The 24,677-nt window shown below is 76.2% G+C and carries 9 protein-coding genes and 1 pseudogene; 6 read left to right on the top strand and 4 right to left on the bottom strand.

Annotated elements, in window-relative coordinates:
• Nucleotides 1-117 precede the first annotated feature (117 nt).
• The 4 genes from ABZ659_RS21630 (at nt 118) to ABZ659_RS21615 (ending at nt 16,381) form a co-directional block, all read left to right on the top strand.
• Nucleotides 118-6,438 carry an amino acid adenylation domain-containing protein gene (locus ABZ659_RS21630; RefSeq protein ID WP_360222389.1) on the top strand — a complete coding sequence of 2,107 codons (6,321 nt, stop codon included), beginning with the start codon at nt 118-120 and terminating at the stop codon, nt 6,436-6,438.
• Nucleotides 6,439-6,620: 182 nt separating this feature from the next.
• Entirely contained in the window at nt 6,621-13,877 is a 7,257-nt protein-coding gene (locus tag ABZ659_RS21625) for an amino acid adenylation domain-containing protein (protein WP_360222386.1), read from the top strand.
• Nucleotides 13,874-15,103, top strand: a complete 1,230-nt coding sequence (locus tag ABZ659_RS21620; RefSeq protein ID WP_360222383.1) for a cytochrome P450 — start codon at nt 13,874-13,876, stop codon at nt 15,101-15,103. Before ABZ659_RS21625 ends, ABZ659_RS21620 begins: the two co-directional genes overlap by 4 nt.
• Before the next feature lie 30 nt (nt 15,104-15,133).
• Entirely contained in the window at nt 15,134-16,381 is a 1,248-nt protein-coding gene (locus tag ABZ659_RS21615; RefSeq protein WP_360222380.1) for an MFS transporter, read from the top strand.
• Nucleotides 16,382-16,401: 20 nt separating this feature from the next.
• Here ABZ659_RS21615 and ABZ659_RS21610 read toward each other — a convergent pair whose 3' ends face one another.
• The 3 genes from ABZ659_RS21610 to ABZ659_RS21600 form a co-directional block, all read right to left on the bottom strand.
• A complete protein-coding gene (locus tag ABZ659_RS21610) occupies nt 16,402-19,326 on the bottom strand; it encodes an AAA family ATPase (protein WP_360222377.1) in 2,925 nt (974 codons plus the stop codon).
• A 130-nt stretch (nt 19,327-19,456) separates the two neighbouring features.
• Nucleotides 19,457-19,663, bottom strand: a complete 207-nt coding sequence (locus ABZ659_RS21605) for a hypothetical protein (RefSeq protein WP_360222374.1) — start codon at nt 19,661-19,663, stop codon at nt 19,457-19,459.
• Between the two features lie 62 nt (nt 19,664-19,725).
• Nucleotides 19,726-22,869: a type 2 lanthipeptide synthetase LanM family protein gene (locus ABZ659_RS21600; RefSeq protein WP_360222371.1), complete on the bottom strand. Its 3,144-nt coding sequence runs from the start codon at nt 22,867-22,869 to the stop codon at nt 19,726-19,728.
• 455 nt (nt 22,870-23,324) lie between these two features.
• On the opposite strand from ABZ659_RS21600, the gene ABZ659_RS21595 reads away from it, so the two are divergent.
• Entirely contained in the window at nt 23,325-23,936 is a 612-nt protein-coding gene (locus ABZ659_RS21595; RefSeq protein ID WP_360222368.1) for a response regulator transcription factor, read from the top strand.
• Entirely contained in the window at nt 23,933-24,538 is a 606-nt protein-coding gene (locus ABZ659_RS21590) for a LuxR C-terminal-related transcriptional regulator (protein ID WP_360222365.1), read from the top strand. Before ABZ659_RS21595 ends, ABZ659_RS21590 begins: the two co-directional genes overlap by 4 nt.
• A 60-nt stretch (nt 24,539-24,598) precedes the next feature.
• Here ABZ659_RS21590 and ABZ659_RS21585 read toward each other — a convergent pair.
• Nucleotides 24,599-24,670 (bottom strand): annotated as a pseudogene (locus tag ABZ659_RS21585) (His/Gly/Thr/Pro-type tRNA ligase C-terminal domain-containing protein); the annotation flags it as partial.
• Nucleotides 24,671-24,677 lie beyond the last annotated feature (7 nt).

Genomic DNA, 24,677 nt, shown 5'->3' with positions numbered 1-24,677 from the left:
GGGGCGGTGGCCGGGACCGTACGGCAACCCGCTCTGCGCGCGGTGCTGCGTCTTCTTCCCTATGGGCCCCCGGCCGTCGGCGGCAGTCTGCTGCGAAAGACGGCTTGGAGGCTCACAGTGACATCAGGACCGGCCCCCGAGAGGGCCTTGGACGGCGTCGACACCCGCACCGCGTCCTTCGCGCAGCGCCGACTGTGGTTCATGGACCAGCTCGCCGGTTCCGCCAGCGGGTCCACGCTCCCGCTGGTCCTGCGGCTGCGCGGCCCCCTGGACCCGGACCGGCTGCACCGCGCGCTGGCCGCGGTCGTCGACCGGCACGAGGTGCTGCGCACCCGGTTCACCGCCGTGGACGGCGAACCCGTCCCGGTCGTCGACGCCCCGGACGGCATCCCCCTGGAACGCGTCGAGGCGACCGGGCCCGACGACCTCTACGCGCGCTACCTCGGACGGCCCCTCGACCTCGCCGCGCACCACCCGGTCCGCGCCGTCCTCGGCCGGGTCGCGCCCGACGAGCACCTGCTGCTGGTCGAGGTGCACCACATCGCCGTAGACGGCTGGTCGTGGGGCGTCCTGCTGGAGGAACTCGCCGCCGGGTACCGCGGCGACCCCGTCGCCCCGCCCGCCGTCGCCTACCCCGAACTGGCCCGCGCCGAGCGCGAACGGCTGCGCGGCCCCCGTCTGGAGCGGCTGCTCGCCCACTGGCGCGAGCGGCTGTCCGGCCTCGCCCCGCTCGACCTGCCCACCGACCGGCCGCGCCCACGCACCTGGGACGGCTCCGGCGACGTCGTCCGCTTCGACCTGCCCGCCGACCTGGTCGCCGCCGTCGACGCCTTCGCCCGCTCCCGCCGCGCCACCCGGTACATGGTCCTGCTCACCGCCTACCAGGCGCTGCTCGGGCAGTGGGCGGGCCACGACGACATCGCCGTGTGCAGCACCCTCGCCGACCGCGCCCGGCCCGGCGCCGACACCGTCATCGGCCCGCTCGTCAACACCGTCGTGCTGCGCACCGACCTCGGCGGCGCACCGGACTTCGGCACCCTCCTGGACCGGGTGCGCGCCCGGGTCCCGGTGGACCTCGCCCACGCCCAGGCCCCCTTCGACCTGGTGGTGGGCGCGCTCGGCGGCTCCCGCGACCTGTCCCGGCACCCCCTCGCCCAGGCGTCGTTCACCCTCCTCAACGCGCCCATCCAGCCGGTGCGGATGCCCGGCCTGGACGTGTCCCTCGTCGAACCGCCGCTGACCGAGACCCCGCTGGACGTCTTCCTCGACCTGACGCTGCGCGCGGACGGCAGCGTCGCCGCCCTCCTCCAGTACGCCACCGCCCTGTTCGACGCCGCCACCATGCGCGTCTTCGCCGACGCGTACGTGGCCCTGCTCCGGGCCGTCCTGGCCGCACCCGGCACCCCGGTGCGGGAGCTGGCCCGTGCCCTTCCCGCGCGGCCCGGCGCGCTCGCCCGGCCCCGCCCCGACTGGCACCGCGCCAGCGACCGCCCGGCCACCCCGGCCCCGTACCCGGCCTTCTCCGGCAGCCCCGCCGCGGTCGCGCTGCGGTGCGGCGACGACAGCCTCACCTACGCGGAACTCGACACCCTGACCGGCGGTCTGGCCGCCCGGCTGCGGGCCGAGGGCGTCCGGCCGGGCGACACGGTGGGCGTGCTGGTCCGCCGCGGCCTGTGGTCCGTCACCGCGATCGAGGGCATCTGGCGGGCGGGCGGCGCGTACGTGCCCCTCGACCCCGAACTCCCCGCCGAGCGGCTGCGGTTCATGGCCCGGGAGGCCCGCCTCGGCTGCGTCCTCACCGACCCGGCGACCGCCGCCGACGCCGCCGGTCTCGCCCCCGTCCTGGTCGACGTCACCACCGTCGCCCCGGCCGCCGACGGCCCCCGGCACCGGCCGCACCCGCGCGAACTCGCCCACGTCATCTTCACCTCCGGCTCCACCGGGCGCCCCAAGGCGGTCGGCGTCGAACACGCCGCCCTCGCCTCGCACGTCGCCGCCGCCCGCGCCCGCTTCGGCATCACCGCCGCCGACCGCGTCCTGGCCTTCGCCTCGTTCTCCTTCGACGCCTCCCTCGACCAGGTGCTGCCCGCCCTCACCGCGGGCGCCACCGTCGTCATGCGCCCCGACGAGCCCTGGCTGCCCACCCAGGTCCCCGAGATCGTCCGACGCCACGCCCTGACCGTCGTCAACGTGCCACCCACCTACTGGGCCGAACTCACCCACTGCCTCGACCGCCGCCTCGCCGCCGCCCTCGCCACCCTGCGGCTCCTCGTCCTCGGCGGCGAGGCCGTCCCACCCGACACGCTCGCCGCCTGGCGCGCCGCCGTCCCCCACGTCCGCGTCTGCAACGCCTACGGCCCCACCGAGACCACCGTCACCGCCACCACCTACGACGCGGACGACGCCGACGACCCACCCGCCCACACCGTGCCCATCGGCCGCCCCCTCGGCGACCGGCGCGTGCACGTAGTCGACCCCGACGGCGCGCCCGTCCCGGTCGGCGTCGGCGGCGAACTCCTCATCGGCGGCACCGAGGTGGCCCGCGGCTACCTCAACCAGCCCGCCCTCACCGCCGACCGCTTCGTGCCCGACCCCTACGGCCCGCCCGGCGCCCGCCTCTACCGCACCGGCGACCTCGTGCGCTGGACCCCCGACGGCGACCTGGAGTTCCTCGGCCGCCGCGACGACCAGGTGAAAATCCGCGGCTTCCGCATCGAACTCGGCGAGGTGGAGACCGTGCTGCGGGCCTGCCCGCTCGTCGCGCAGGCCGCCGCCCGCCCCGACCGCGCCACCGGCCGCGGCCTCACCGGCTACGTCGTCCCCGCCCCCGACGCCCCGGCCGTCCCCGACCGGGCCGCGCTGCGCGCCTGGTGCGCACAGCACCTGCCGCAGTACGCCGTCCCCACCGACTTCGTCGTCCTGGACGCCCTGCCCGTCGGCGTCTCCGGCAAGCTCGACCGGTCCGCGCTGCCCGACCCCGGGCACCAGCGGGCCGCCGCCGGACCCGCCTACGCGGCGCCGCGCGACGAGACCGAGCGGATCGTCGCCGAGGTGTGGGCCGACGTCCTGGGCCTGGACCGGGTCGGCCTCGACGACGGCTTCTTCGACCTCGGCGGCCACTCCCTGCTCGCCACCATGGCCGTCTCCCGGATCGCCCAGCGCCTGGGCCGCGAGATCGAACTGCGCACCGTCTTCGAGCACCCCACCGTGCGCGGCTTCGCCCCCCGCGTGGCCGCCGCCCGCGCCTCCGGCGCCACCGACGTGGTGCCCGTCGACCGCGACGGACCGCTGCCGCTGTCCTTCGCCCAGGAGCGGCTGTGGTTCCTGGACCGCACCTCCGACCGGGGCGACTCCTACCTCCTGTGGTACTGCTGGCGGGTCCGCGGCGGCCTCGACCGCACCGCCTGGCAGCAGGCCCTCGACGACCTGGTCACCCGCCACGAGGTGCTGCGCACCGCCCTCACCGAGACCGACGGCCGCCCCCTGCAGGAGGTGCGCGACCCGGTCGGCGTCCCGCTGCACTGGGAGCGGGTCCCCGAGCGCCCCGACGGGCCCGACCCCGACGGATCGCGCCGCGTCGACGCGCTCCGCCCCCGCGCCGCCGCCTACGCCACCCGCCGGTTCGACCTCGCCCGGCCGCCCCTGCTCCGCTCCGGCGTGTGGGAACTGGCCGACGACGACCACGTCGTCCTGATCGCCCTGCACCACGCCGTCACCGACGGCTGGTCCAAGCACGTCCTGCTGGACGAACTCGCCCAGCACTACCACGCCCGCGCCCAGGGCCGCCCCGCCGCCCTGCCCCCGCTGCCCGTGCAGTACGCCGACTTCGCCGTCTGGCAGCGCGACCGCGTCGACAGCGGCGCCCTGGAGCCCCAACTCGCCTACTGGGAGGAGACCCTGGCGGGCGCCCCGGCACTCGACCTGCCCACGGACCGGCCCCGGCCCGCCGCGTTCACCGGGCGGGGCGGCGCCGTCGAGGTCGCCCTGCCCCACCACCTCGTCGACCGGGTCGACGCCTGCGCCCGCGAGCACGGCGCCACCCGCTTCATGGTGCTGCTCGCCGCCGCCCAGGCGGTCCTGGCCCGCTGGACCGGCCAGAGCGACATCTCGGTGGGCACCCCCGTCGCCGGACGCGGACGCCTCGAACTGGAGCCCCTCGTCGGCTTCTTCGTCAACACGGTCGTCCTCCGCACGGACCTGGGCGGACGGCCGGACCTCGGCACCCTCGTGGACCGCGTCCGCGACGTCGTCCTGGGCGCCTTCGACCACCAGGACGTCCCCTTCGAGAAGGTCGTCGAACGGCTGCGCCCCGAACGCGACCTGTCCCGCAACCCGCTCTTCCAGGTCATGGTCGACGTCCAGGACGGCACCGCCGGACGCCAGCCGCTGCCCGGCCTGGACGCCACCGACCTCACCCTGCCGTGGGGCTCGGCCAAGTTCGACCTGACCGCCACCTTCGTCATCCGGGACGGCGGCTTCGCCCTCAACGTCGAGTACGCCGCCGACCTCTTCGACCCCGAGACCGCCACCCGCTTCGCCGAGCACACCGGCCGCCTCCTGCACACCCTCCTCGACACCCCGGACGTCCGCGTCGACGAGGCGCCGCTGCTCTCCGCGGCCGACCGCGCCGACCTGCTCGCCCACGCCGGACGCGCCGTCCCCCCGGCGCCGCCGTTCGCCGTGGCGGGGCGGCCCGACGCGACCGCCGTCGTCTGCGAGGACACCACCCTCACCTACGCCGACCTCGACGCCCGCAGCGGTGGTATCGCCGCCGCGCTCACCACCGCGGGCACCCGTCCCGCCGACCCGGTCGGCGTGTGCACGGGCCGGGGCGCCGGAGCCGTCGCCGCGATGCTCGCCGTCTGGCGGGCGGGCGGCGCCTACGTCCCCCTCGACCCCCGGCTCCCCACGCGCCGCCTGCGCCACATGATCGAGGAGGCGGGCGTACGGCAGGTGGTGTGCGACGCGGGCACCCGGGACGTCGTCGCCGCCCTCGGCACCCGCGCCGTCGACGCCGACACCACCCCACCGCTGCCCGACGGCCCCCGCCACACCCCCCGCCCCGACGACCTCGCCTACGTCATCTTCACCTCCGGCTCCACCGGACGGCCCAAGGCCGTCGGCGTCGAGCACCACGCCCTGGACGCCCATGTCGCCGCCGCCCGCGAGACGTTCGCGCTGACCGACCGGGACCGGGTGCTCACCTTCGCCTCGACCTCCTTCGACGCCTCGCTGGAACAGACGCTGCCCGCGCTCAGCGTCGGCGCGAGCGTGGTGGTGCGGCCCGACACGATCTGGGCGCCGGAGGAACTCGCCGACCGGGTCGCCGCGACCGGGATCACCGTCATGGAACTGACCCCGTCCTACTGGGTCGAACTCGTGGCCCGCCTGGACGCGCTGGCCCCCCGGCTCGCCACCCTGCGGCTGCTGGTGACCGGCGGGGAGGCGCTGCCCGCCGACCCGCTGGACCGCTGGTTCGCGCACCTGCCCGGCGTGCCCGTCGTGAACACCTACGGCCCCACCGAGACGGTCATCTCCGCCACCGCGCACCGGGCCGGCGCCCGTCCCGACGGCCGGGTGCCCATCGGCCGCGCCCTGGGCAGCCGCCGCACCTACGTCGTCGGCCCCCGCGGTGAGCTGACCCCGTACGGCGTCCCCGGCGAACTCCTCGTCGGCGGCCCGGAGCTGGCCCGCGGCTACCTCGGGCGGCCCGCCCTCACCGCCGAACGGTTCGTGCCCGACCCCTACGGCGGACCCGGCGGACGCCTCTACCGCACCGGCGACATCGTGCGCCGACTGCCCTCCGGGGACCTGGAGTTCCTCGGCCGCAACGACGACCAGGTCAAGATCCGCGGCTTCCGGGTCGAGCCCGGCGAGAGCGAGGCCGTCCTGCGCGCCTGTCCCGGCGTGCACGGCGCCGCCGTCCTCGTCCGCACGTCGGCGCACGGCGAACCTGCCCTGGTCGGCTACGTCGCCGGACGCGGCCTCTCCGAGGAGTCCCTCGCCGACCACTGCCGGGCCCACCTGCCCCACTACCTGGTCCCGTCGGCGTTCGTCCTGCTCGACGCGCTGCCGCTGACCGTGCAGGGCAAGCTGGACACCGCCGCCCTCCCCGAGCCCGCGGCCCGCGAGCCGCACACCCTGGTGCCGCCGCGGACCCCGGCGGAGACCGTCATCGCCCAGATCTGGTGCGAGGTCCTCGACCTGCCCCGGGTCGGCGTCCACGACGACTTCTTCGCCCTGGGCGGCCACTCGCTGCGCGCCGTCTCGGTCGCCTCCCGGCTGCGGACCGCCTTCGACTGCCCCCTCCAGGTCCGCGACCTCTTCGAACACCCCACCGTGGAACGGCTCGCCGCCGAGGTCGAACGCCGCCTGCTGGAGCTGATCTCCCAGATGAGCGACGACGAGATCGACCTGTCCCTGACCGCCGACCTCTGACCGGCCGCGCGCCCCGTCCGAGGGTCCCGCGGGCGGCCCGCGCCCCGTCCGCCGACCCCGCGGGGGCGCCCGCGCCCCCGTCCCGGCCCCTCCTCGCGGCCCCGCGCCCCGTCCGCCGTCCCGCCCGGCAGCCCGCGCCGCCGCACCGCCCGCCCCTCACCGACCTGACATCGGAGTGCCCCATGACCACGCCCGACGTGCGCCCCGGACCCCTCACCAGCGGCGGCGGCCTGTCCCCGGCCGCCCGGCGGCTGCTCGAACAGCGGCTGCGCGGCAAGGCCGCCGCCCCCGCCGACGGCCCCGTCCGGGTCCGGCCCCGCCCGGAGCGGACCCCGCTCTCCGCCAGCCAGCAACGCCTGTACTTCCTGGACCGGCTCGACCCCGGCGCCCCCACCTACCTGCTCCCGGCGGCCTGGCGCCTCACCGGCCCCCTGGACGTGCCCGCCCTGCACGCCGCCGTCGCCGACCTCGTCGCCCGCCACGAGCAGCTGCGCACCGTCTTCCCCGAACACGAGGGCGTCCCCTACCAGCGGGTGCTGCCCGCCCCCGACGCCGTACTCGACGTCGTCGACGTGAGCGCTCCACCGGGCGGGGACCGCGCCCGGCACCTGGACGGCGCCGTGCACGCCGCCGCGCTGCGCCCCTTCGACCTCGCCCGGGAACCGGCGTTCCGCGCCACCCTCGTCCGCGCGGCCGACGACGACCACGTCCTGGTCCTCGGGATGCACCACATCGTCTCCGACGGCTGGTCGCTCGACCTCCTCGTACGCGACCTGACCGAGCTGTACCGGGCCAGGAGCGAGGGCCGCCCGGCGGACCTGCCCGAACTGCCCCTGGACTACGCCGACTACGCGATCTGGCAGCGCGCCGACGACCAGTCGGCCGCCCTCGACCACTGGACCGCCCGGCTGGCCGGACTCACCCCACTGGACCTGCCCACCGACCACCCCCGCCCCGACCGGCCCGCCAGCCACGGCGCCGTCCACACCGTCCTGCTGCCCCCGGCCCTGACCGACGCCCTCGCCGCCGTCGGCCGCCGCGCCGGGACGACGACGTACATGACGGTGCTGGCCGCGTTCCAGGCCGCGCTCGCCTTCCACAGCGGGCAGCACGACATCGCCGTGGGCACCGTCGTCGCCAACCGCGATCGCGCCGAGACGGAGGACGTCGTCGGCTTCTTCGTCAACACGCTCGTGCTGCGCGGCGACCTCTCCGACGACCCGGCCCCGGCCACGCTGCTCGCCCGCACCCGGGAGCGGGTCCTGGAGGCGTTCTCCCACCAGTCGCTGCCGTTCGAGAAGGTCGTCGACGCGCTCAGCCCCGAGCGCGACCTGGTCCGCAACCCGCTCGTACAGGTCCTCTACACGCACACCGAGACCGGCTCCGGCACCCTCGCCCTCGGCGCGGCGACCGGCACCCCCCACCGGATCGACCTCACCACCGCCAAGTTCGACCTCACCCTCGACCTGCGCGACGGCGGCGGCCGGACCGAACTGGCCTTCGTCTACCGGCCGGACCTCTTCGCCGAGGAGTCCGTCGCCGCGCTCGCCCGGCACACGGTGAGCTTCCTGGAGGCGTTCCACACCGCCCCCGACGCCCCGCTGAGCACGGTCGACCCGCTCAGCGCGGCCGACCGCGCCCACCTGCTCGGACCGGACGGCCCCGCCCGCGCCCTCGACGCCGCCGCCCCGGCGCCCGCCCCGCGCACCGCCGCCGACCGCCTCGCCGACCACGTCGCCCGCACCCCGCACGCCGTCGCCGTGACCGGCTCCGGACGCCGCCTCACCTACGCCCAGCTCGACGCCCGCGCCTCGGCGCTGGCCCGGCGGCTGCGCGCCGCGGGCGTCACCCCGGGCGACCTCGTCGGCGTCTGCCTCGACCGCACCCCCGACCTGGCCGTGGCCCTCCTCGCCGTCTGGCGGGCCGGAGCCGCCTACCTCCCGCTCGACCCGACCCACCCGAAGGCACGCCGGGAGTTCACCGTCACCGACTCCGGCATCGCACTGATCGTCACGGACACCGCCACCCGCCCCGCCGTCGACGGACTCCCCGCCCGCCTCCTGGACCTCGGCACCCCCGGCCCCGAGGACGCCCCGCACCGCGCCGAGGACACCGTCCCCGCCCACGACGACCTCGCCTACGTCATCTACACCTCCGGCTCCACCGGCCGCCCCAAGGGCGTCGAGATCACCCACGGCAACCTGGCCTGGCTGCTCGGCGCCGCCGACCGGCACTTCGACTTCGGCCCCGACGACGTGTGGACGCTGCTGCACTCGCCCGCCTTCGACTTCTCCGTCTGGGAGCTGTGGGCACCCCTGGCCACCGGCGGACGCGTCGTCGTCCTCGGCGCCGACGAGGTCCGCGACCCGGCCGCCGTCCACCGGACGCTGCGGGACGAGGGCGTCACCGTCCTCAACCAGACGCCCGCCGCCTTCAAGGGCCTGCGCGCCCACCTCCGCGACACCGGCGCCGACTTCTCCGACCTCGCCCTGCGCACCGTCGTCTTCGGCGGCGACGCCTTCGACGTACGCGACTACCGCGACTGGTTCACCGCACCCGGCCACCGCCCGGCGCTGGTGAACATGTACGGCATCACCGAGACCACCGTCCACGTCACGATCCGCACCCTCACCGAGGACGACGTCCACGGCACCGTCCGCTCACCGATCGGCCGCCCGCTCACCGCCGCCCACGGCTACGTCCTGGACGCCTGGGGCCGCCTCGTCCCGCACGGCGGCGTCGGGGAACTCCACGTGTCCGGCGGCGGTGTCGCCCGCGGCTACCGCAACCGGCCCGAGCTGACCGCCGAGCGCTTCCTCCAGGACCCGTTCGGTGCCCCCGGCACCCGCATGTACCGCACCGGCGACCTCGTCCGGGTACTGCCCGACGGGCAGCTCGCCTACGTCGGCCGCGCCGACCACCAGGTCAAGATCCGCGGCTACCGCATCGAACCCGGCGAGATCGAGACCGCCCTGCGCGCCCTGCCCGGCGTCACGGACACCGCGGTCGTCGCCCGCCGCGACGGCGGCACCGCCCGCCTCGTCGCCCACGTCGTCACCCCCGAGGGCCGCCCCCTGGACGCCCCCGCGCTGCGCGACCGGCTGCGGCTGACCCTGCCCGAGTACATGGTCCCCGCCCTCTTCGTCCGCCACGAGCGGCTGCCGCTGACCGCCAACGGCAAGGTGGACCGCGCCGCGCTCACCGCCGTCCGCCCCACCACCACCGGACCGGCCGCGTACGCCGCGCCCGAGGGACCGACCGAGGGGGCGCTGGCGGAGGTGTTCGGCCAGGTCCTCGGCGTCGAGCAGGTCAGCCGCACCGACAACTTCTTCGACCTCGGCGGCGACTCCATCCTCGCCCTGCGCCTGGTCGGCACGGCCCGGCTCGCCGGTCTCGCGTTCACCGTCGCCGACGTCTTCCGCGCCCGCACCCTCGCCGACCTCGCCGCCCAGGCCACCGAGGCCGTCGACGCCCCCGCGCCGGTCGCCCCGTTCTCCCAGCTCGACCGCGCCGACGCCGACCGGCTGCCCGAGGGCCTCGCCGACGCCTACCCGCTCACCATGCTCCAGGCCGGGATGCTGCACGAGATGCTCGCCGACCCCCGGCGCGGCGCCTACCACAACGTCACCGACCTGAAGATCAGCGTCCCCGAGGGCTTCGACGCCGCCGCCTTCCAGGCCGCCGTGGACGCCCTCGTCGCCGCCCACCCGATCCTGCGCACCTCCGTCGACCTCGTCAGCTACCGCGAACCCCTGCAACTCGTGCACCGCGCCGCCCACCTGCCCGTCGGCTACACCGACCTGCGCGGCCTGCCCCGCGAGGAGCAGCGGGCCCGGCTGCGCCGGTTCGTCGACGAGGAGTTCGACCGGCGCTTCGACCTCGCCGCCGCGCCCCTCGTCCGCATCCACCTGCACCACGTCACCGACCACGACCTGCGCCTCGTCCTCACGGACTGCCATGTCGTCCTCGACGGCTGGAGCCTGACCTCCCTCGTCGCCGACCTGCTGGCCCTGCACCGGGAGGCCGTCACCCACCGCGCCGCGCCGCGCCCGCCGACCGTGCCCGCGTTCGCCGAGTACGTCGCCCTGGAGCGGGCCGCGCTGGACAGCGAGGAGTCCCTGGCCTACTGGCGGGACCGGCTCGCCGAGCTGCGCCCGGTCACCCTGCGCCGCCGCACCGAGGCCGGGGCGGCGGACGGGCCGCCGGTACACGAGGTACGGCGCTCCTACGCCCACCTCACCGAACGCATCGGCCGTCTCGCCAAGGAGGCCGGCGTACCCCGCCGTACCGTCCTGCTCACCGCCTTCCACCACACCATGAGCCTGTTCGCCGACCGCGACGACAGCGTGCGTGGCCACAGCGTCGGCCTGGTCACCAACGGCCGCCCGGAGGTACCCGGCGCCGACCGGATGCGCGGGCTGTTCCTCAACACCGTCCCGTTCGGCGTCGACCGGCCGCGCGGCGACTGGCTCACCCACCTGCGGGACGTCTTCCGCGCCGAGCAGGAGATGCTGCCGCACCGCAGGGTCCCGCTGGTCCGCATCGCCCAACTGCGGCCCACCGAGCCGGACCTGACCGACACCGTCTTCAACTACGTCAACTTCCACCGCCTGGCGCACGACTCCTGGGACGACTCCCTGGAGATCGCCCGCACCATGTTCCCGCTGCTGGTCAACGCCAGCGTCAACGCCTTCACCCTCGACGCGGACCCGGCCTACGTCGCCCCCGCCACCGCCGAGCAGGTCGCCGACGTCTTCGTGGCCCAGCTGGAGGCCATGACCGCCGACCCGCGCGCCCGGGTCCGGCGGCCCACCGCCACCGGCGCCGCCCGCGCCACCGTCCTGGACTGGGCCAGCGGCCCCGACCTGCCGTCCTCCCCGCTGCTCTTCCACGAGCACGTCGCCGCACAGGCCGCCCGCACCCCGCACGCCGTCGCCGTCGAACACCGCGGCCAGCCGCTGACGTACGGCGCACTCCACGAGCAGGCCGAGCAGATCGCGCGACGGCTGCGGCTGCTCGGCGTCGGCCCCGAGACCGTCGTGGGCATCTGCGTCGACCGGGGTCCTGACTGGGTGCGCGCCGCCCTCGGCGTGCTCCGCTCCGGCGGCGCCTTCGTCCCGCTCGACCCGCAGCACCCCACCGAGCGGCTCGCGTTCATGGCCGCGGACAGCGGCATGAAGGTCCTGCTCACCCAGCGCGCCCTCGCCGACGCCGTGCCCTTCGACGGCCCGGCGATCTGCCTGGACGCGCCCGCCGAACCGGTCGGACCGGTGCCCGGCCGGGAGGCCGACGCCGACACCCTCGCCTACCTCATCTACACCTCCGGCTCCACCGGCCGCCCCAAGGGCGTCGCCATCGCGCACCGCGGCCTGTCCAACATGCTCGAAGGCCAGCGCGACCTGGTCGAACCCACCCCCGAGGACCGCGTCCTGCAGTTCGCCTCCTTCGGCTTCGACGCCTCCATCCTGGAACTGACCTGGGCCCTCGCCAACGGCGGACGCCTCGTCACCGCGCCCAAGGAGGACCTGCGCCCCGGCCCCGACCTGGCCCGCACCCTGCGCGAGGCCCGCGTCACCGGCGGCATGTTGCCGCCCAGCGCGCTCGCCGTCCTCGGCGAGGACACCTTCCCCGACCTGCGCGTCCTCCAGGTCGCGGGCGAGGAGTGCCCCGCCGCGCTCGCCGACCGCTGGTCACGCGGCCGACGCTTCCAGAACGTCTACGGCCTCACCGAGACCACCGTCTGGTCCGTCGCCGCCGACCTCGCCCCCGGCCGGGGCCGCCCGCCCGTCGGCACCCCCATCCGCAACACCCGGATCCACGTCCTCGACGACGACCTCCAGCCCGTCCCGGTCGGCGTCCCCGGCGAGATCCACCTCGGCGGCCAGGCCGTCGGCCGCGGCTACCTGGGACGGCCCGCGCTCACCGCCGCCACCTACGTCCCCGACCCCTACGGCGCGCCCGGCGAACGGCTCTGCCGCACCGGCGACCTCGGCGCCTACCGGCCCGACGGCTCGGTGGAGTGGCTGGGCCGCCGCGACGCCCAGGTCAAACTCCGCGGCTTCCGCATCGAACTGGGCGAGATCGAACACGCGCTCCGGCACCTGCCCGGCGTCCGCCAGGCCGTCGTCCTGCACCGCACCGACCTGCCCGGCGGCGAACCCGCCCTCGTCGCCTACCTCGTCACCGACGACGCCGACCAGGCCGCCCCCGACGCCCTGCGCGGCGCCCTGCGCACCACCCTCCCCGCCTACATGCTGCCGTCCCGGTTCGTCGTCCTGGACGAGATGCCCGTCAACCGCAGCGGCAAGACGGACAAGCGCGCCCTGCCGCTGCCGCCCGCCGAACTCGACCAGCCGGAGGCCGAGTACGTCGCCCCGGCCACCCCGGCCGAGCGGATCCTCGCCGAGATCTGGCGCGAGGTCCTGGGCCTGTCCCGGATCGGCGTCCACGACGACTTCTTCCGCATCGGCGGCAGCTCCCTGTCCACCGTCCGCGTCTCCCTGATGTCCGCCGGGCGCGGACTGCCCGTGACCGTGGGGGACCTCATCGAACACCCCACCCTCGCCCGCCTCGCCGCCCACGCCACCCGGGCCGCCGGCCAGGCCCTGCCCGCCGCCGTCACCTCCGAGGTGCGGCTGCGCGAGGGCACCGGGGAACCCCTGTGGTGCGTGCACCCCACCGGGGGCAGCGCCACCTGGTTCGTGCCGTTGGCCCGGGCGCTGCCGCCCGGCCGTCCCGTGCACGCCTTCCAGGCCCGCGGCCTGCTCGGCGGCGTCGACCCCAGCACCGTGACCGGCATCGCCGCCAACTACGCCGCCGAGATGACCGACCGCGGCACGGCGGGCCCGCACGCCCTGCTCGGCTGGTCCATGGGCGCCAACATCGCCCTGGAGATGGCCACCCAGCTGCACCGGGCCGGACACCCCGTCGCCCCGCTCGTCCTGGTCGAGCCCTACCTGCCCAACGCCGCGGCCCGGGCCCGCCTCGACGGCGTCACCCGCGACCTGCGCCAGGCCCTGCGGCTGCGGGACCGGCTGCGCGAACTGCCCCCCTCCGCGCGGCGCGACCAGGTGACCGCCGAACTCACCGCCACCCTCCTCGGCGCCGGGATGAGCCCGGCCGAGGCCGCCCTCGTCGAGAACGCCCCCATCGAGGTCTGGCACTCCCTGCTCGCCGCCCTGGCCGCCTACGAGGTCCGCCCCTACCCCGGCCACATCCACCTCGTCGTCGGCAGCGAGGCCGCGAACCTGCCCCGGGGCCGCGTGATGCCCGGACTCGACGTCGACTACGAGACCTACGTGGCCCGCTGGCGCGAGACCGCCCGGGGCGGACTCACCCTGCACATCACCGACGGCGACCACATGTCGATGATGGCCGAGCCCCGCGTCACCGGCATCGCCGACCTGCTCACCGCCCTGGAGACGGAGGACGCGCGATGACCACCCACGCCCCCGCCCTCACCGAGCGCTACCTGCTCGCCCCCGACATGGTCGCCGACCCCTACGGCCACCTCGACGCCCTGCGCGACGACGCCCCGGTGCGGTGGAGCCCGCTGCACCACGCCTGGCTCGTCACCGGCTACGACCAGGTCATGCGCTGCCTGCGGGACCGGGCCGTCTCCGCCGACCGGGTCCGGCCGCTGATGGACGCCGTACCGCAGGGCGCCCGCGCGGACGCCGAGCGCGCCTTCGGCATCCTGTCGCGCTGGATGGTCTTCAACGACCCGCCCGAGCACCGGCGGCTGCGGCAGGTCTTCCAGGAGGCGTTCGCCGCCCGCGCCGTCGCCCGCTACAGCGCCTTCACCGAGAAGGCGACCCGTGCCGTCCTCGCCCGCAAGGCCGTCCCGGGCCGCACCGGGGACCTGATGGCCGACGTGGCCAAACCGCTGCCCGCCCTGGTGTTCGCCCGCTGGCTCGGCATCCCGCCCACCGACGGCCCCTCCTTCTGGTACTGGAACACCCGCGTCGCCGACCTCGTCCTCGGCACCGCCCAGGAGGAGAGCGAGTACCGCGCCTCCCTCCAGGCCCTGGTCAGCCTGGAGGACTACCTCGGCGACCTCGTCGCCCGACGCCGTGCCGAACCCGGCGACGACCTGATCAGCCAGGTCCTGGGGGAGGGCCGGGTCGGTGACTCGGTCACCGAGGAGGAGTTCGTCGGCCTGCTCACCCAGATGGCGTTCGCCGGGGGCGAGACCACCAGCAACCTCATCGCCAACACCGTCCTGGCCCTGCAGACCCGGCCCGACCAACTGGCCGCCGTACGCGGAGAACCGGAGCTGGCGCAGGGCGCGGTGGAGGAGACGCTGCGCCTGGACGGCCCGTCCAAGATGTCGATCCGCACCGCCGCCCGAGACCTCGAACTCGACGGCCACACCCTGCGCGCCGGGGACCGGATCTTCCTCGTCACCGCCGCCGCCAACCGCGACCCCGCCCGCTTCCCCGACCCCGGCCGCTTCGACGTGACCCGCACCGGCGCCACCCACCTCGGCTTCGGCTTCGGCGCCCACTTCTGCATCGGCGCCGCCCTCGCCCGGCTGGTGGCCGTCAGCGCCGTCCGCACGCTGGTCCGGGAGCGGCCGGGGCTGGCCCTCACCGACCCGGAGCGGCTCACCTGGCAGCCGTCCCTGCTCAACCGCAGCCTCACCGCCCTGCCCGTCCGCTACTGACCCACGCGTCCCTTCGAAGAGAGGCACCCCATGGCCACCACCCTCGCCGCGGACCGGCCGCGGCTGTGGGCGCCCGTACGGCACCGCTCCTTCCGCCTCCTGTGGACGGGGCAGGCGCTCTCCCTCCTCGGTGACGGCTTCAGCGTCGTCGCGTTCTCCTGGATCACCCTGAGCCTGACCGGCTCCACCCTCACCCTCGGCTACGTCCTCGCCTTCCAGGCCGTACCGCGCGCCCTGCTCACCCTGGTCGGCGGCACCCTCGGCGACACCTGGTCGACCCGCACCCTGATGGTCGTCTCCAGCTGGATCCGCGCGGCGCTGATGGCGGCGGTCGGCGTCGTCGGACTCACCGGTGACCTCACCGTGTGGATGCTGTGCGCGGCGGCGGCCGGGTTCGGCGCCGTCGACGCCTTCTTCCAGCCCGCCCGCGTCTCCATCCTGCCCTCGGTGGTCGAGGAGGACCTGCTCGCCCCGGCCAACGCCCTGCTCGGCGCCGGGGCCCGGACGGCCGCCGTCCTCGGCCCCGCCGTCGGCGGTGTGGTCATCGCCCTCAGCCAGGCACCGGTCGCCTTCCTCGTCGACGCCGCCTGCTTCGCCCTGTGCGGCCTGTGCGTGTCCCGCATCCGCACCCGTCCTCGCCCCGAGAAGCCGGAGTCAGGCACGTCGAAGACCGGACCGTCGCTGGGCGCCCGGATCCGCGAGGGCGTCGCCTACACCCTGCGCGACCCCCGGCTGCGCACCATCGTCGCCCTCGACACGGCCGTCAACTTCTGTTACGCGGGCCCCTTCACGGTCGGCTTCGCCACCCTCGCCGACCAGGTGCTGCGCGGCGGCTCGGCCACCCTCGGCATCCTCAACGGGTCGCTCGCCGGGGGCGCCGTGCTCGGCACCCTCGTCGGCGGCGCCGTCGGCGGACGGCCCCGGGTGGGCCTGCTGGTGGCCGCCCTCGCGGGCTGGCTGGGCGCCGGGATGGCCGTCCTCGGCCTGGCGCAGAGCACCCCGGTCGTCGTGGTGACCGTCCTCGCCATGGGCTTCGCCATCGGCTACCAGGGCGTGTTCGGGCTCAGCTGGATCCAGCGGAACATCCCGCAGGACGTCCTCACCCGCGTGGTCTCCGTCGACATGGTCCTCGGCTACGCCGCCGCCCCGCTCTCCCTGATCCTCTGCGGCGCCCTCGCCCGCACCGGCCACCTGGCGCTGTTCGGCGTGGTCGCCGCGGTCCTCGCCGCCACCGGTCTGGCGGTGCTCGGCTCCCGCGCGGTACGCGAGATGCGGTAGCGCGTACGGGGGGACGGTCCTCAGGCGTCCCGCAGAGCGGCCGACCGCGCGCACAGGTCCGCGCGGTTGGCCGCTCCCGTCTTGGTGACCAGGCTCGCGATGTGCTTCTCCGCCGTCCGCGGCGAGATGAACAGCCGGTCCGCTATGTCCTTGTTGCTCAGCCGCTCCGCGAGCAGCCGGAACACGTCGAACTCCCGGACCGTCACGCCCCGCGTGCGCAGTTCCTCGGGGATGCCGCTGGTACCGCTGCGGTGCTGGTGCACCGGAGCGCCCAGCCGGCGCAGCCCCGCCCGGCAGGCCCCGGTGACGGCGGGGACGTCCCGCTCGTGGAAGTAGTGCTCGGCCCGCCGCAGCCAGCCCACCGGATCGCCCCAGCCGTCCTGGTGCGCGGCGTCCGCGACCAGTCGCAGCCCCAGGTGCCGCGCCAGCGGGTACGGCCGTGCCACCGCGAGCGCCGACTCCACGGCCGCCGCCGCCCGCTCCCCGGCGCCCTCCCGCCCCAGCAGCACCGCCTCGGCGAGTCCCACGAACTGCCGGTTCCACCGCATCCGGGCCATCGCGGTCGCCGTGATCTCCTCGTGCCGGACCCGGTCCGCGTCCCCGGCCAGCGCGTCCAGCAGGAGCACCAGGCCGTGCGTGCCGCTGAGGTGGTACGTCGACGGGTTGTCCGCCTCCAGCTCCAGCACGGTCGCCAGCTCCGCGCGGGCCTGCTCCCGGTTCTCCTCAAGCAGCGAGCAGAACGCCCGCGCCAGGCCCAGGCTGAGCGGCTCCTCCTGGGAACCGGCGCCGTCCCACTCGGTGAACGCCGCGAGCGCCGCCTCCATGGCGGGCCGGTCCCCGCGGTGCGCCTCCAGCGTGGCCCGCGCCATCAGGACGTAGCGCACGGCGGGCGCCAGCCGCAGCCGTCGGACCACGGCCAGGCACGCGTCGGCGGCGGACCGCGCGGCCTCCTCCTCGCCGCGCAGCACGGAGTCGAGGACGAGGATGCCGTCGACGGTGTGCACGATGTTCACCGAGCCCAGCCGCAGCGCCTCCGCGCGGGCCGCCAGCAGGCCGGAGGCGTCGCCCTCGGCGAGCCACGCGTTGCCGCCCATCCGGGTCGCCGCGTACATGCGCTGCAACGGCAGCCGGTGGCGTTCGGCGGTGGTCAGCGCCTGCTGGAGCATGGCCGCCGACTCCTCCGGGTCCCGCTCCCTGGCCACCGTGGCGAGCAGTTCCCACGCCTGGCAGGCGACGACGGGCAGCCCGTGCCGCTCCGCGGTGTCGGCGGCGGCGCGGGCCAGCTTCTCGGCGTGCTGGGTGCGGTCCGGGCCGGGGGTGTCCAGGGCCAGGTAGGCCGCCGTGACGTCGACGGCCGCCACGGCCGGGGCGGCCGTCTCGTCGGACGTGGACCGCAGCACCTCGCGGGCCCGCGCGATCTGCCGGTTGCCGTCGCTCCACCGCCCGGCGAGGTGCGCCACCTTGGCCAGCCGGGCGTGCAGGGTGGCCAGGCGCACCTCGCTCAGTCCGGCGCCGCCGAGCGCGTGCAGGTCGTCCACCAGGTCGAAGGCGCTCGCGAAGTCGCCCGCCTCCGCGAGCGCGGGCAGCAGGTTCTCCAGCACCGCCGCCCGTGCCTGCGGGTCGTCCGCGTCCGCGAGCAGGCCCTCGGCGCGACTGAGCAGCGTCACGGCGGAGTTCAGCGCGCCCGCCGTCAGGGCCCGGCCGCCCGCGTCGGCGTAGAGCCGCCCGGCCTCGACCCGGTCGCCCGCCGCGCAGCGCAGCCCGGCCGCCAGCGCGCACCAGTCACCCTCCAGCCCCGGGTGCAGCTCCTCGACCGCCTGGGCGGCCCGCCGCGCCAGGTCGGCCTGCTGACCCGGTGTCATCTGCGTGAACAGGGCCTCCACGGTGGGGGAGTGGCGGAAGGAGTACCAGTCGGGCGCCGGTTCGTCCGGTACGACCAGCCGGGCGGCGACGCCCGCGTGCAGATGGCCGAGGAGGGTGCGGTCGTCGACGCCGGTCATCCGCTGGAGCACGGAGAGCGGGAACCGGCGGCCCAGGACGGCCGCGGCCGACAGCAGCATCAGGCCCTGGGCGCCCAGCCGGTCGACCCGGCGCACGATGCCGCGGGCCAGCGTCGAGGAAACGTCACGGCGCAGGTCCCCGACGGCACGCCAGCCGTCCGGTGCCTGGACGAGCGTGCCGGAGCCGATCATCGACTGGAGGAGTTCCTCGACCAGGTACGGGCTGCCCGCGCTGTCCTCCCACAGCCGCGTCAGCACCTCGGCGGGCACGTCGTCGGGGCCGTCCACGCCGAGTTGGGCGGCGATCACCTCGCGCACCTGCGGCTCGGACAGCGGCGCCAGCTCGATCAGGGTGGCGGCGCCCCGGCGGCGGGCGGACTGCGCGAGGTCGAGCGCGTCACTGATGTCCGTACGCACGGTCGCCACCAGCAGGACCGGCGTGTGCTCCAGGTTGTCGACCAGGTACTCGAGCACCCCGAGCGTCTCGGGGTCGGCGTCGTGCAGGTCCTCCAGGAGCAGCAGGTGGCCCCGGTCGCGCCCGGCGGCGATGAACAGCCGCAGCACCGCCTCGCCCAGGATGACCATGGAACTGGTGTCGCGCTCCCCGGTGTCCCAGTCGGGGATCAGCCGCCCCAGGACCGGGCGGTACGGGCCGAGCGCGAGGTCGTCCACGGGGTCGCCGCCGCGGAACAGCGACATCAGCGCCTCGGTGAGGGGCCGGAACGGCACGGCGGGGCCCGTGGTGCTGCTCCGGCCGCGCAGCACCCGCATCCCGGAGTCGAGCGCCCCGCCGACGGCCTCCGCCGCGAGCCGCGACTTGCCGACCCCGGCCTCGCCGACCAGGAAGACGACACCGCCGCGGCCTCGCCTCGCCTCGGCCATGGCGCCTTCGAGACGGGTGAGTTCGGTGTCCCGGCCGACCAGGGAAGGCGTGTGGGGAGGCATGGACCGAGATGATAATCGGCGGATCCGCGCGGGGGCAGGCCGCGTCGGGGCGGGGCGGCGCCGGGAACGCGGCGGCGCGGGCCCGCCGGGCGGGCCCGCGCCAGCACGCGGGGCGGTCGCTGCCGGTCCGTCAGCTGGGGCCGGAGACCGAGGTGTCCAGGGTGCTCAGCGTGATGACGACGCCGCTCGTCAGGACCATCCCGGCCAGCACGCGGGCGCGGGCGCAGGCGCGGTTGCGGCCGGAGAGGGTGATGCCGCCCGCCGCGTCCAGCTCGGTGGTGGCGGTGGTGGTGGCGGTCTCGGCGGTGGCGTCGGCGGCGGTGAGGTGCTGGTCCATGACGGTTGTCCCTTCTGTGGGGTGGAGGGGGTGGGAGTGGGGGATGCCGTGGTGCTCAGGGGTCAGGTCGTGGGGTGGTGCAGGAGCAGGACCGAGGGAACGGTCTCCGGGCGGGCCAGGCGGAGCAGCCCGTAGCCGATGCCGGACAGCCCGGTCATCAGCCCCGGGGAGGGAACGTGGTCGGGGGTGGCGCACCGGTGGCCCTGCGCCTCGACGAGGGCGAGGACGTGACCGCTGTGCCGGTGCAGCGCGGAGACGGCCGTGGGGTCGCCGTCGGCGGCCAGGGTGGCCAGCGCCTCCAGCCTGCCGAGGGCGCCGTGGCCGAGGCTGAGGTCGGTGCCGGTGGGGGCGTGCACGAGTCGCGCGGTGGCCTCCGGCAGGTCGGCGGCGGCGCCCTGGAGCAGCCCGGCGACCGTCCGTCCGGCCAGCCCGGCCGACCAGGACAGGTCCGTGTCGTCGTCGGCCCGCGGGATACCGCCGAGCAGGGCACGGGCCGCCTCCGTGGGCCGGTGGGCGCGCTCGGGCCGCTGGGCGGCGTACCGCGACAGCGCCCAGGCGATCCCGGCGGCACCGTCGGCGAACCCGGACCCGGACGCCGTGCCCTGCCCGTCGGCCGCGTTCGCCGGTGTGCCGAGCAGCAGGTCCGCCACGCCGTCCGCCAGGCGGAGCGCCACCGGGTCGCCGGTGGCCTCGTACGCGGCGACGGCGGCGGCCAGCGCGCCGGCCCGGCCCTGGGCGAGCCCCGGGTCGGGGCACGCCACCGCGGCGTGGCCCAGCGCGGTCAGCGCGTCCGGCAGACACGCCCGCAGCCCGTCGTCGAGCAGCGCCGCCAGCCGGACCACGGCGTACACGATCCCGCCGAGGCCGTCGTAGGCACCGGGTCCCGCGGCCTCGCACAGCTCGGGGTCCTCGGCGAGCGCCTTGAGGAGCGCGGGCAGCGGCCGTACGGCGTCACGGGCCGCCGCGGCGTACCGTCCCGCTCCGGCGAGCGCGTCGGTGTGGGCCAGGAACAGCGCCACCCCGCAGTACCCCTGGGCGAGCCCCGCGCCCATCGGCAGCACCGCCCAGTGGGGACCCGCGACCCGCTCCAGGCCGATCCAGTTGGTGCGCGAGCCGTCCCGCACCGCCCGGGCGGTGATCACGTCGGCGATCCCGCACGCGGCGGCCAGGAGCCGGGACGGCTCGGGCGCCACGGGCGGCACCGAGGCCGCCGCGAGTTCGGACCGCGGACGGCCGGGCGCCGAGCCCGCGCCGCGTACCGCGAGGGTGGCCGCGATGATCCACTCCTGGTCGTGGCAGTCGACCTCGTCCATCCGGGCGACCTTCCGCCGCACCGCGGCCATGGCCGCCACCGGGAGCACACCGGGCAGCGTGGTGCCGTCGTCGGCGCGGACCGCGGTGCCGGAGGGCCGGTGGGTGAAGAGGGGGATGTCGCCGCGCCACAGGGCGGCGGCCTCGTGCTCCGCCAGCCGCTCCCGGGCCGGGTCGTGCTCGGACTCCGTCCACAGCACCGCGAACACCCCTTCCCGGGCGAGCGCGTCGCCCAGCAGGGCCGGGTGGGCGGACTCCTCAAGGAGCGTCGCGTAGAGCCGGGTGGGGCGGGCGATCAGCCGGGCCGGGCGGTCCGCCCAGCGCGCCAACGGGCCGCCGTCGTCCAGCAGTTCGGCGCGGTGCGCGGCGATCGCGGTGTAGGCGCCGCGGAACCCCTCCAGCAGCGCCGCCGTGTGGTCGGCCCCGGTGAGGGACGTACCCGCGGGCAGCGGATGGTTCCGCGCGGCCGGGCTGGGCAGCGGGCCGCGCACGGCCCGCATGGTGTCCGTTCCGCTGTCCTCCCAGCGCAGGCCCTCGCTGGGGAAGGTGCCGTCGGTGTCCCGGCCGAGCGCGGAGATGTCCAGGGCGCCGTGGTCCCCGATGAGGAGGTGCGGGAGCAGACAGGTGCGGTGCACGGAGGCGGCGAGGGCGTCCGCGGCCGGGTCGGGGCCCGCCGTCAGCGCCTGCCCGAGCCCGGTGTGCAGCAGCGTCTCCGCGTCCACCAGGACCGGCTGGTCGCCGTGCGCGATCACGTTCTCGTAGTGCATGTCGGCGCCGTCCACCGCGTACAGCAGGGCCAGCAGGGCGCCCTGGCGCCGGTAGAAGGCGTCCGTCTCGGTGACCGACGCGCACCAGCGGTGCTCGATGAACTCCAGCCAGCCGTACGTGCCGTGGCGCAGGGTGCGCGCGGTGCGCAGGCCAAGACCGGGCACCTTGGCGTTGAGCCAGTCGACCAGGGTGTCGAGGAGGGCGTGCTGGTCGAGCGGCCGGGGCTTGTGCACGATCCGGGTGCCGTCGGCGAAGCACAGCACCGCCACCGACCGGTTGCCCTGGTGGGCGTCGCCCCGGCCCAGGTCGACCCGGACGAGCGCGCCCGGCGTCCGGCCGTCCAGCAGCGTCTCGGTCAGGGCGGCCCGGTCGGCCTGGAAGCGGGCGATCAGTTCCGCGACGGCCACCAGGGCGTCCAGGGCGGTCCGGGCGAGCATCCTGGCCAGCACCGGGTAGGCGGCGAACAGCCGCGTCAGGCCCCGCCGGGTGCCGGTGGCGGAGACGAAGGAGGCGAACCGCTCGCGCGGACCGGCCCCCGTCAGCTGCCCGGAGCGCCGCGCCGCGTGCAGCTCCTGGACCAGGGTGCGGGCGGCCTGCCGGACCAGCTGGCGGGTCAGCGCCTCGGTGAACGCGCCCATCCAGACCGCGCGTTCGGCGTCCGTGAGGCCCGCGCCGCCCTTGTCACCGGAGTCGTTCCTGTCGCCGCGCTCCACCAGCTCCGCGAGGCGCGCCGCGGTCGCGGTCACCACCGGCCGTACCGCCGGGGCGAACACGTCCGGGCCCTCGCCCGCCACCTCGACCCGCGGGAGCGTCTCGGGCGCCGCCGCCAGGACCGCCTCCGCGTACGCGGCCCAGTCGGGCTTCGCGGTCCGCGCGGCCAGCCGCTCGGCGGGCTCGGCCGCCAGGGCGGCGGCCGTGCCGCCGTCCACACCCAGTCTGGCCAGCCGCAGGCCGAAGCCCTCCGCGTCCCCGGCCGTCCAGGGCATCGGCCCCGGGGCGTCGGTTCCGGTGGACGCCTCGGGGAGCCCGGGGGCGGCGAGCCGCTCCGGGAGGGTCAGCGCCGGGGCCCACCAGGTGGCGGGGAGTCCGGCGGTCCGGGGAGTCGGGAGGCTGGTGGTGTCGGTCACGAGAAAGAAGGTCGCAGACTCCCTACGACCCCCACATGGGTAACCGTCCCCCATATTCTCCGCGGCCCCCTCCCCACCCCTGGGGAGGGGGCCGCACGCTATCCGGCGGGACCGGGGAAACCGCAGGTGGCGCACGCCCCCACGGACCCCGCACAGGGGGAACGCGACCGCGTGTACCCGGCGCTCCAGGGGGACCGGTGACGCGCCCGTCCCCCATACCCGCCCCCTCCCACGGGCTGGCGCCCCCACCTCCGGACACCGCACCGCCCCCCACCACCCGCGCGGAACCCGCCCCCGCCACGGGAGCCCCCCCACCCACCCGCCCCCCGGGCGGAAAGGTGGGGTCCGTCTACCGATGCCGTCGCACCGGCGGGAACGGCACGGTGTTCCCAAGTCCCCACGCCCCACCGCCCCCACCACCTCGGCCGGGCGGCCGATCTTCCAAGGAGCAGCAGATGGGAGCACCCGTAGCCGTCAGTGTGGTCGCCCTCGACCCGGTGCTGGAAGCAGGCACCCGTACGACCCTGCTCGTCCACCCCGAACTGACCGTCTGCGAGCCCGCCGACGCGCGGGTCGCCGTCCTCGCCGTCGACCGGCTGGGTCCGGCCGAACTCGACATGGTGCGCGCGACCCGCACCCAGACCCACCGTCCCGCCGTCGTCCTGGTGGCGAGCACCCTCGCCGCCGGGGACGTCCTGCACGCGCTCGCCGCGGGCGCCCGCGGCCTGCTGCTGCGCCGTGAGACCGACGTGTCCCGCCTCGCCCACGCGGTGCTGGCCGCCGCGCGCGACGACTGCACGCTGCCGCCCGGCCTGCTCGAACAGCTCCTGGACCGGCCGGACACGGACGCCCGTGGCTCCGGCGGCTGGAGCGACGGGATGCTCTCCGAACGGGAACGCTCGGTGCTGCGCCTGGTCGCCGAGGGCCACGAGACGGCCGAGATCGCCCAGCGGCTCGCCTACTCGCCGCGGACCGTGACCACCGTCGTCCACGACATCACCCGGCGGTTCCGGCTGCGCAACCGAGCCCACGCGGTCGCCTACGCGCTCCGGGCGGGCCTGCTGTGACCGCGACCCTCACCGAACCGCCCGTCACCCGCGCCCCCGCCGTGACCGTACGGGTGGCCCCCGGCCCGGGAGCGGAACGGGTCCGCGCCCTCGCCGAACGGGCCGGACTCCTCCCCGGCGAGGGCGCGTACGCAGCCCACAGGACCGTCACCGTCATCGCCGCCGCCACCCCGGAACAGGCCCTGTGCGGCGCGCGCCACCCCGGGCCGCTGCTGCTGGTCTGCGACTCCGTCGGCCGCGGCGGCCGACTGCGGGCCCTGCGCGCCGGAGCGGTCGTGCTCGGCGGCGCCGACCTCACCGTGGACAGCCTGACCAGGGCCGTCCACCGGGCCGCCCTGCCGCAACACAGCATCCCCTACCCGGAGTTGTCCCTCCTGCTGACGCCGGGCCGGACGCCCGCCCCGGGCGTGTCGGCGCTGACCGCCCGGCAGACCTCGGTCCTGCGCCTGATGGCCGAGGGGCACGGCAACGCGGACATCGCCCTGCTGCTGGACTGCTCCGAACACACCGTCAAGAACGCCGTCTACGAGATCATGGCCCGTCTCCAGGCCCGCAACCGCGCCCACGCGGTCGCCCACGCCGTACGCCACGGCCTGGTCTGAGAGCCGCGCCCGACCCACGACGCACAGCGCGGCGGGGACCGGTGGCAGTCGGAACGACACCGTGCCCGCGTTCATGTCGTCGTCCCCGACGATGACCATGAACGGCACCTTCTGCTTCTGGGCGTTGCGGATCTTCTTC

The organism is Streptomyces sp. NPDC006997 (genome assembly GCF_040635175.1).
Classification (GTDB): Bacteria; Actinomycetota; Actinomycetes; order Streptomycetales; family Streptomycetaceae; genus Streptomyces.
This window is presented reverse-complemented; position numbering and strand designations above follow the sequence as displayed.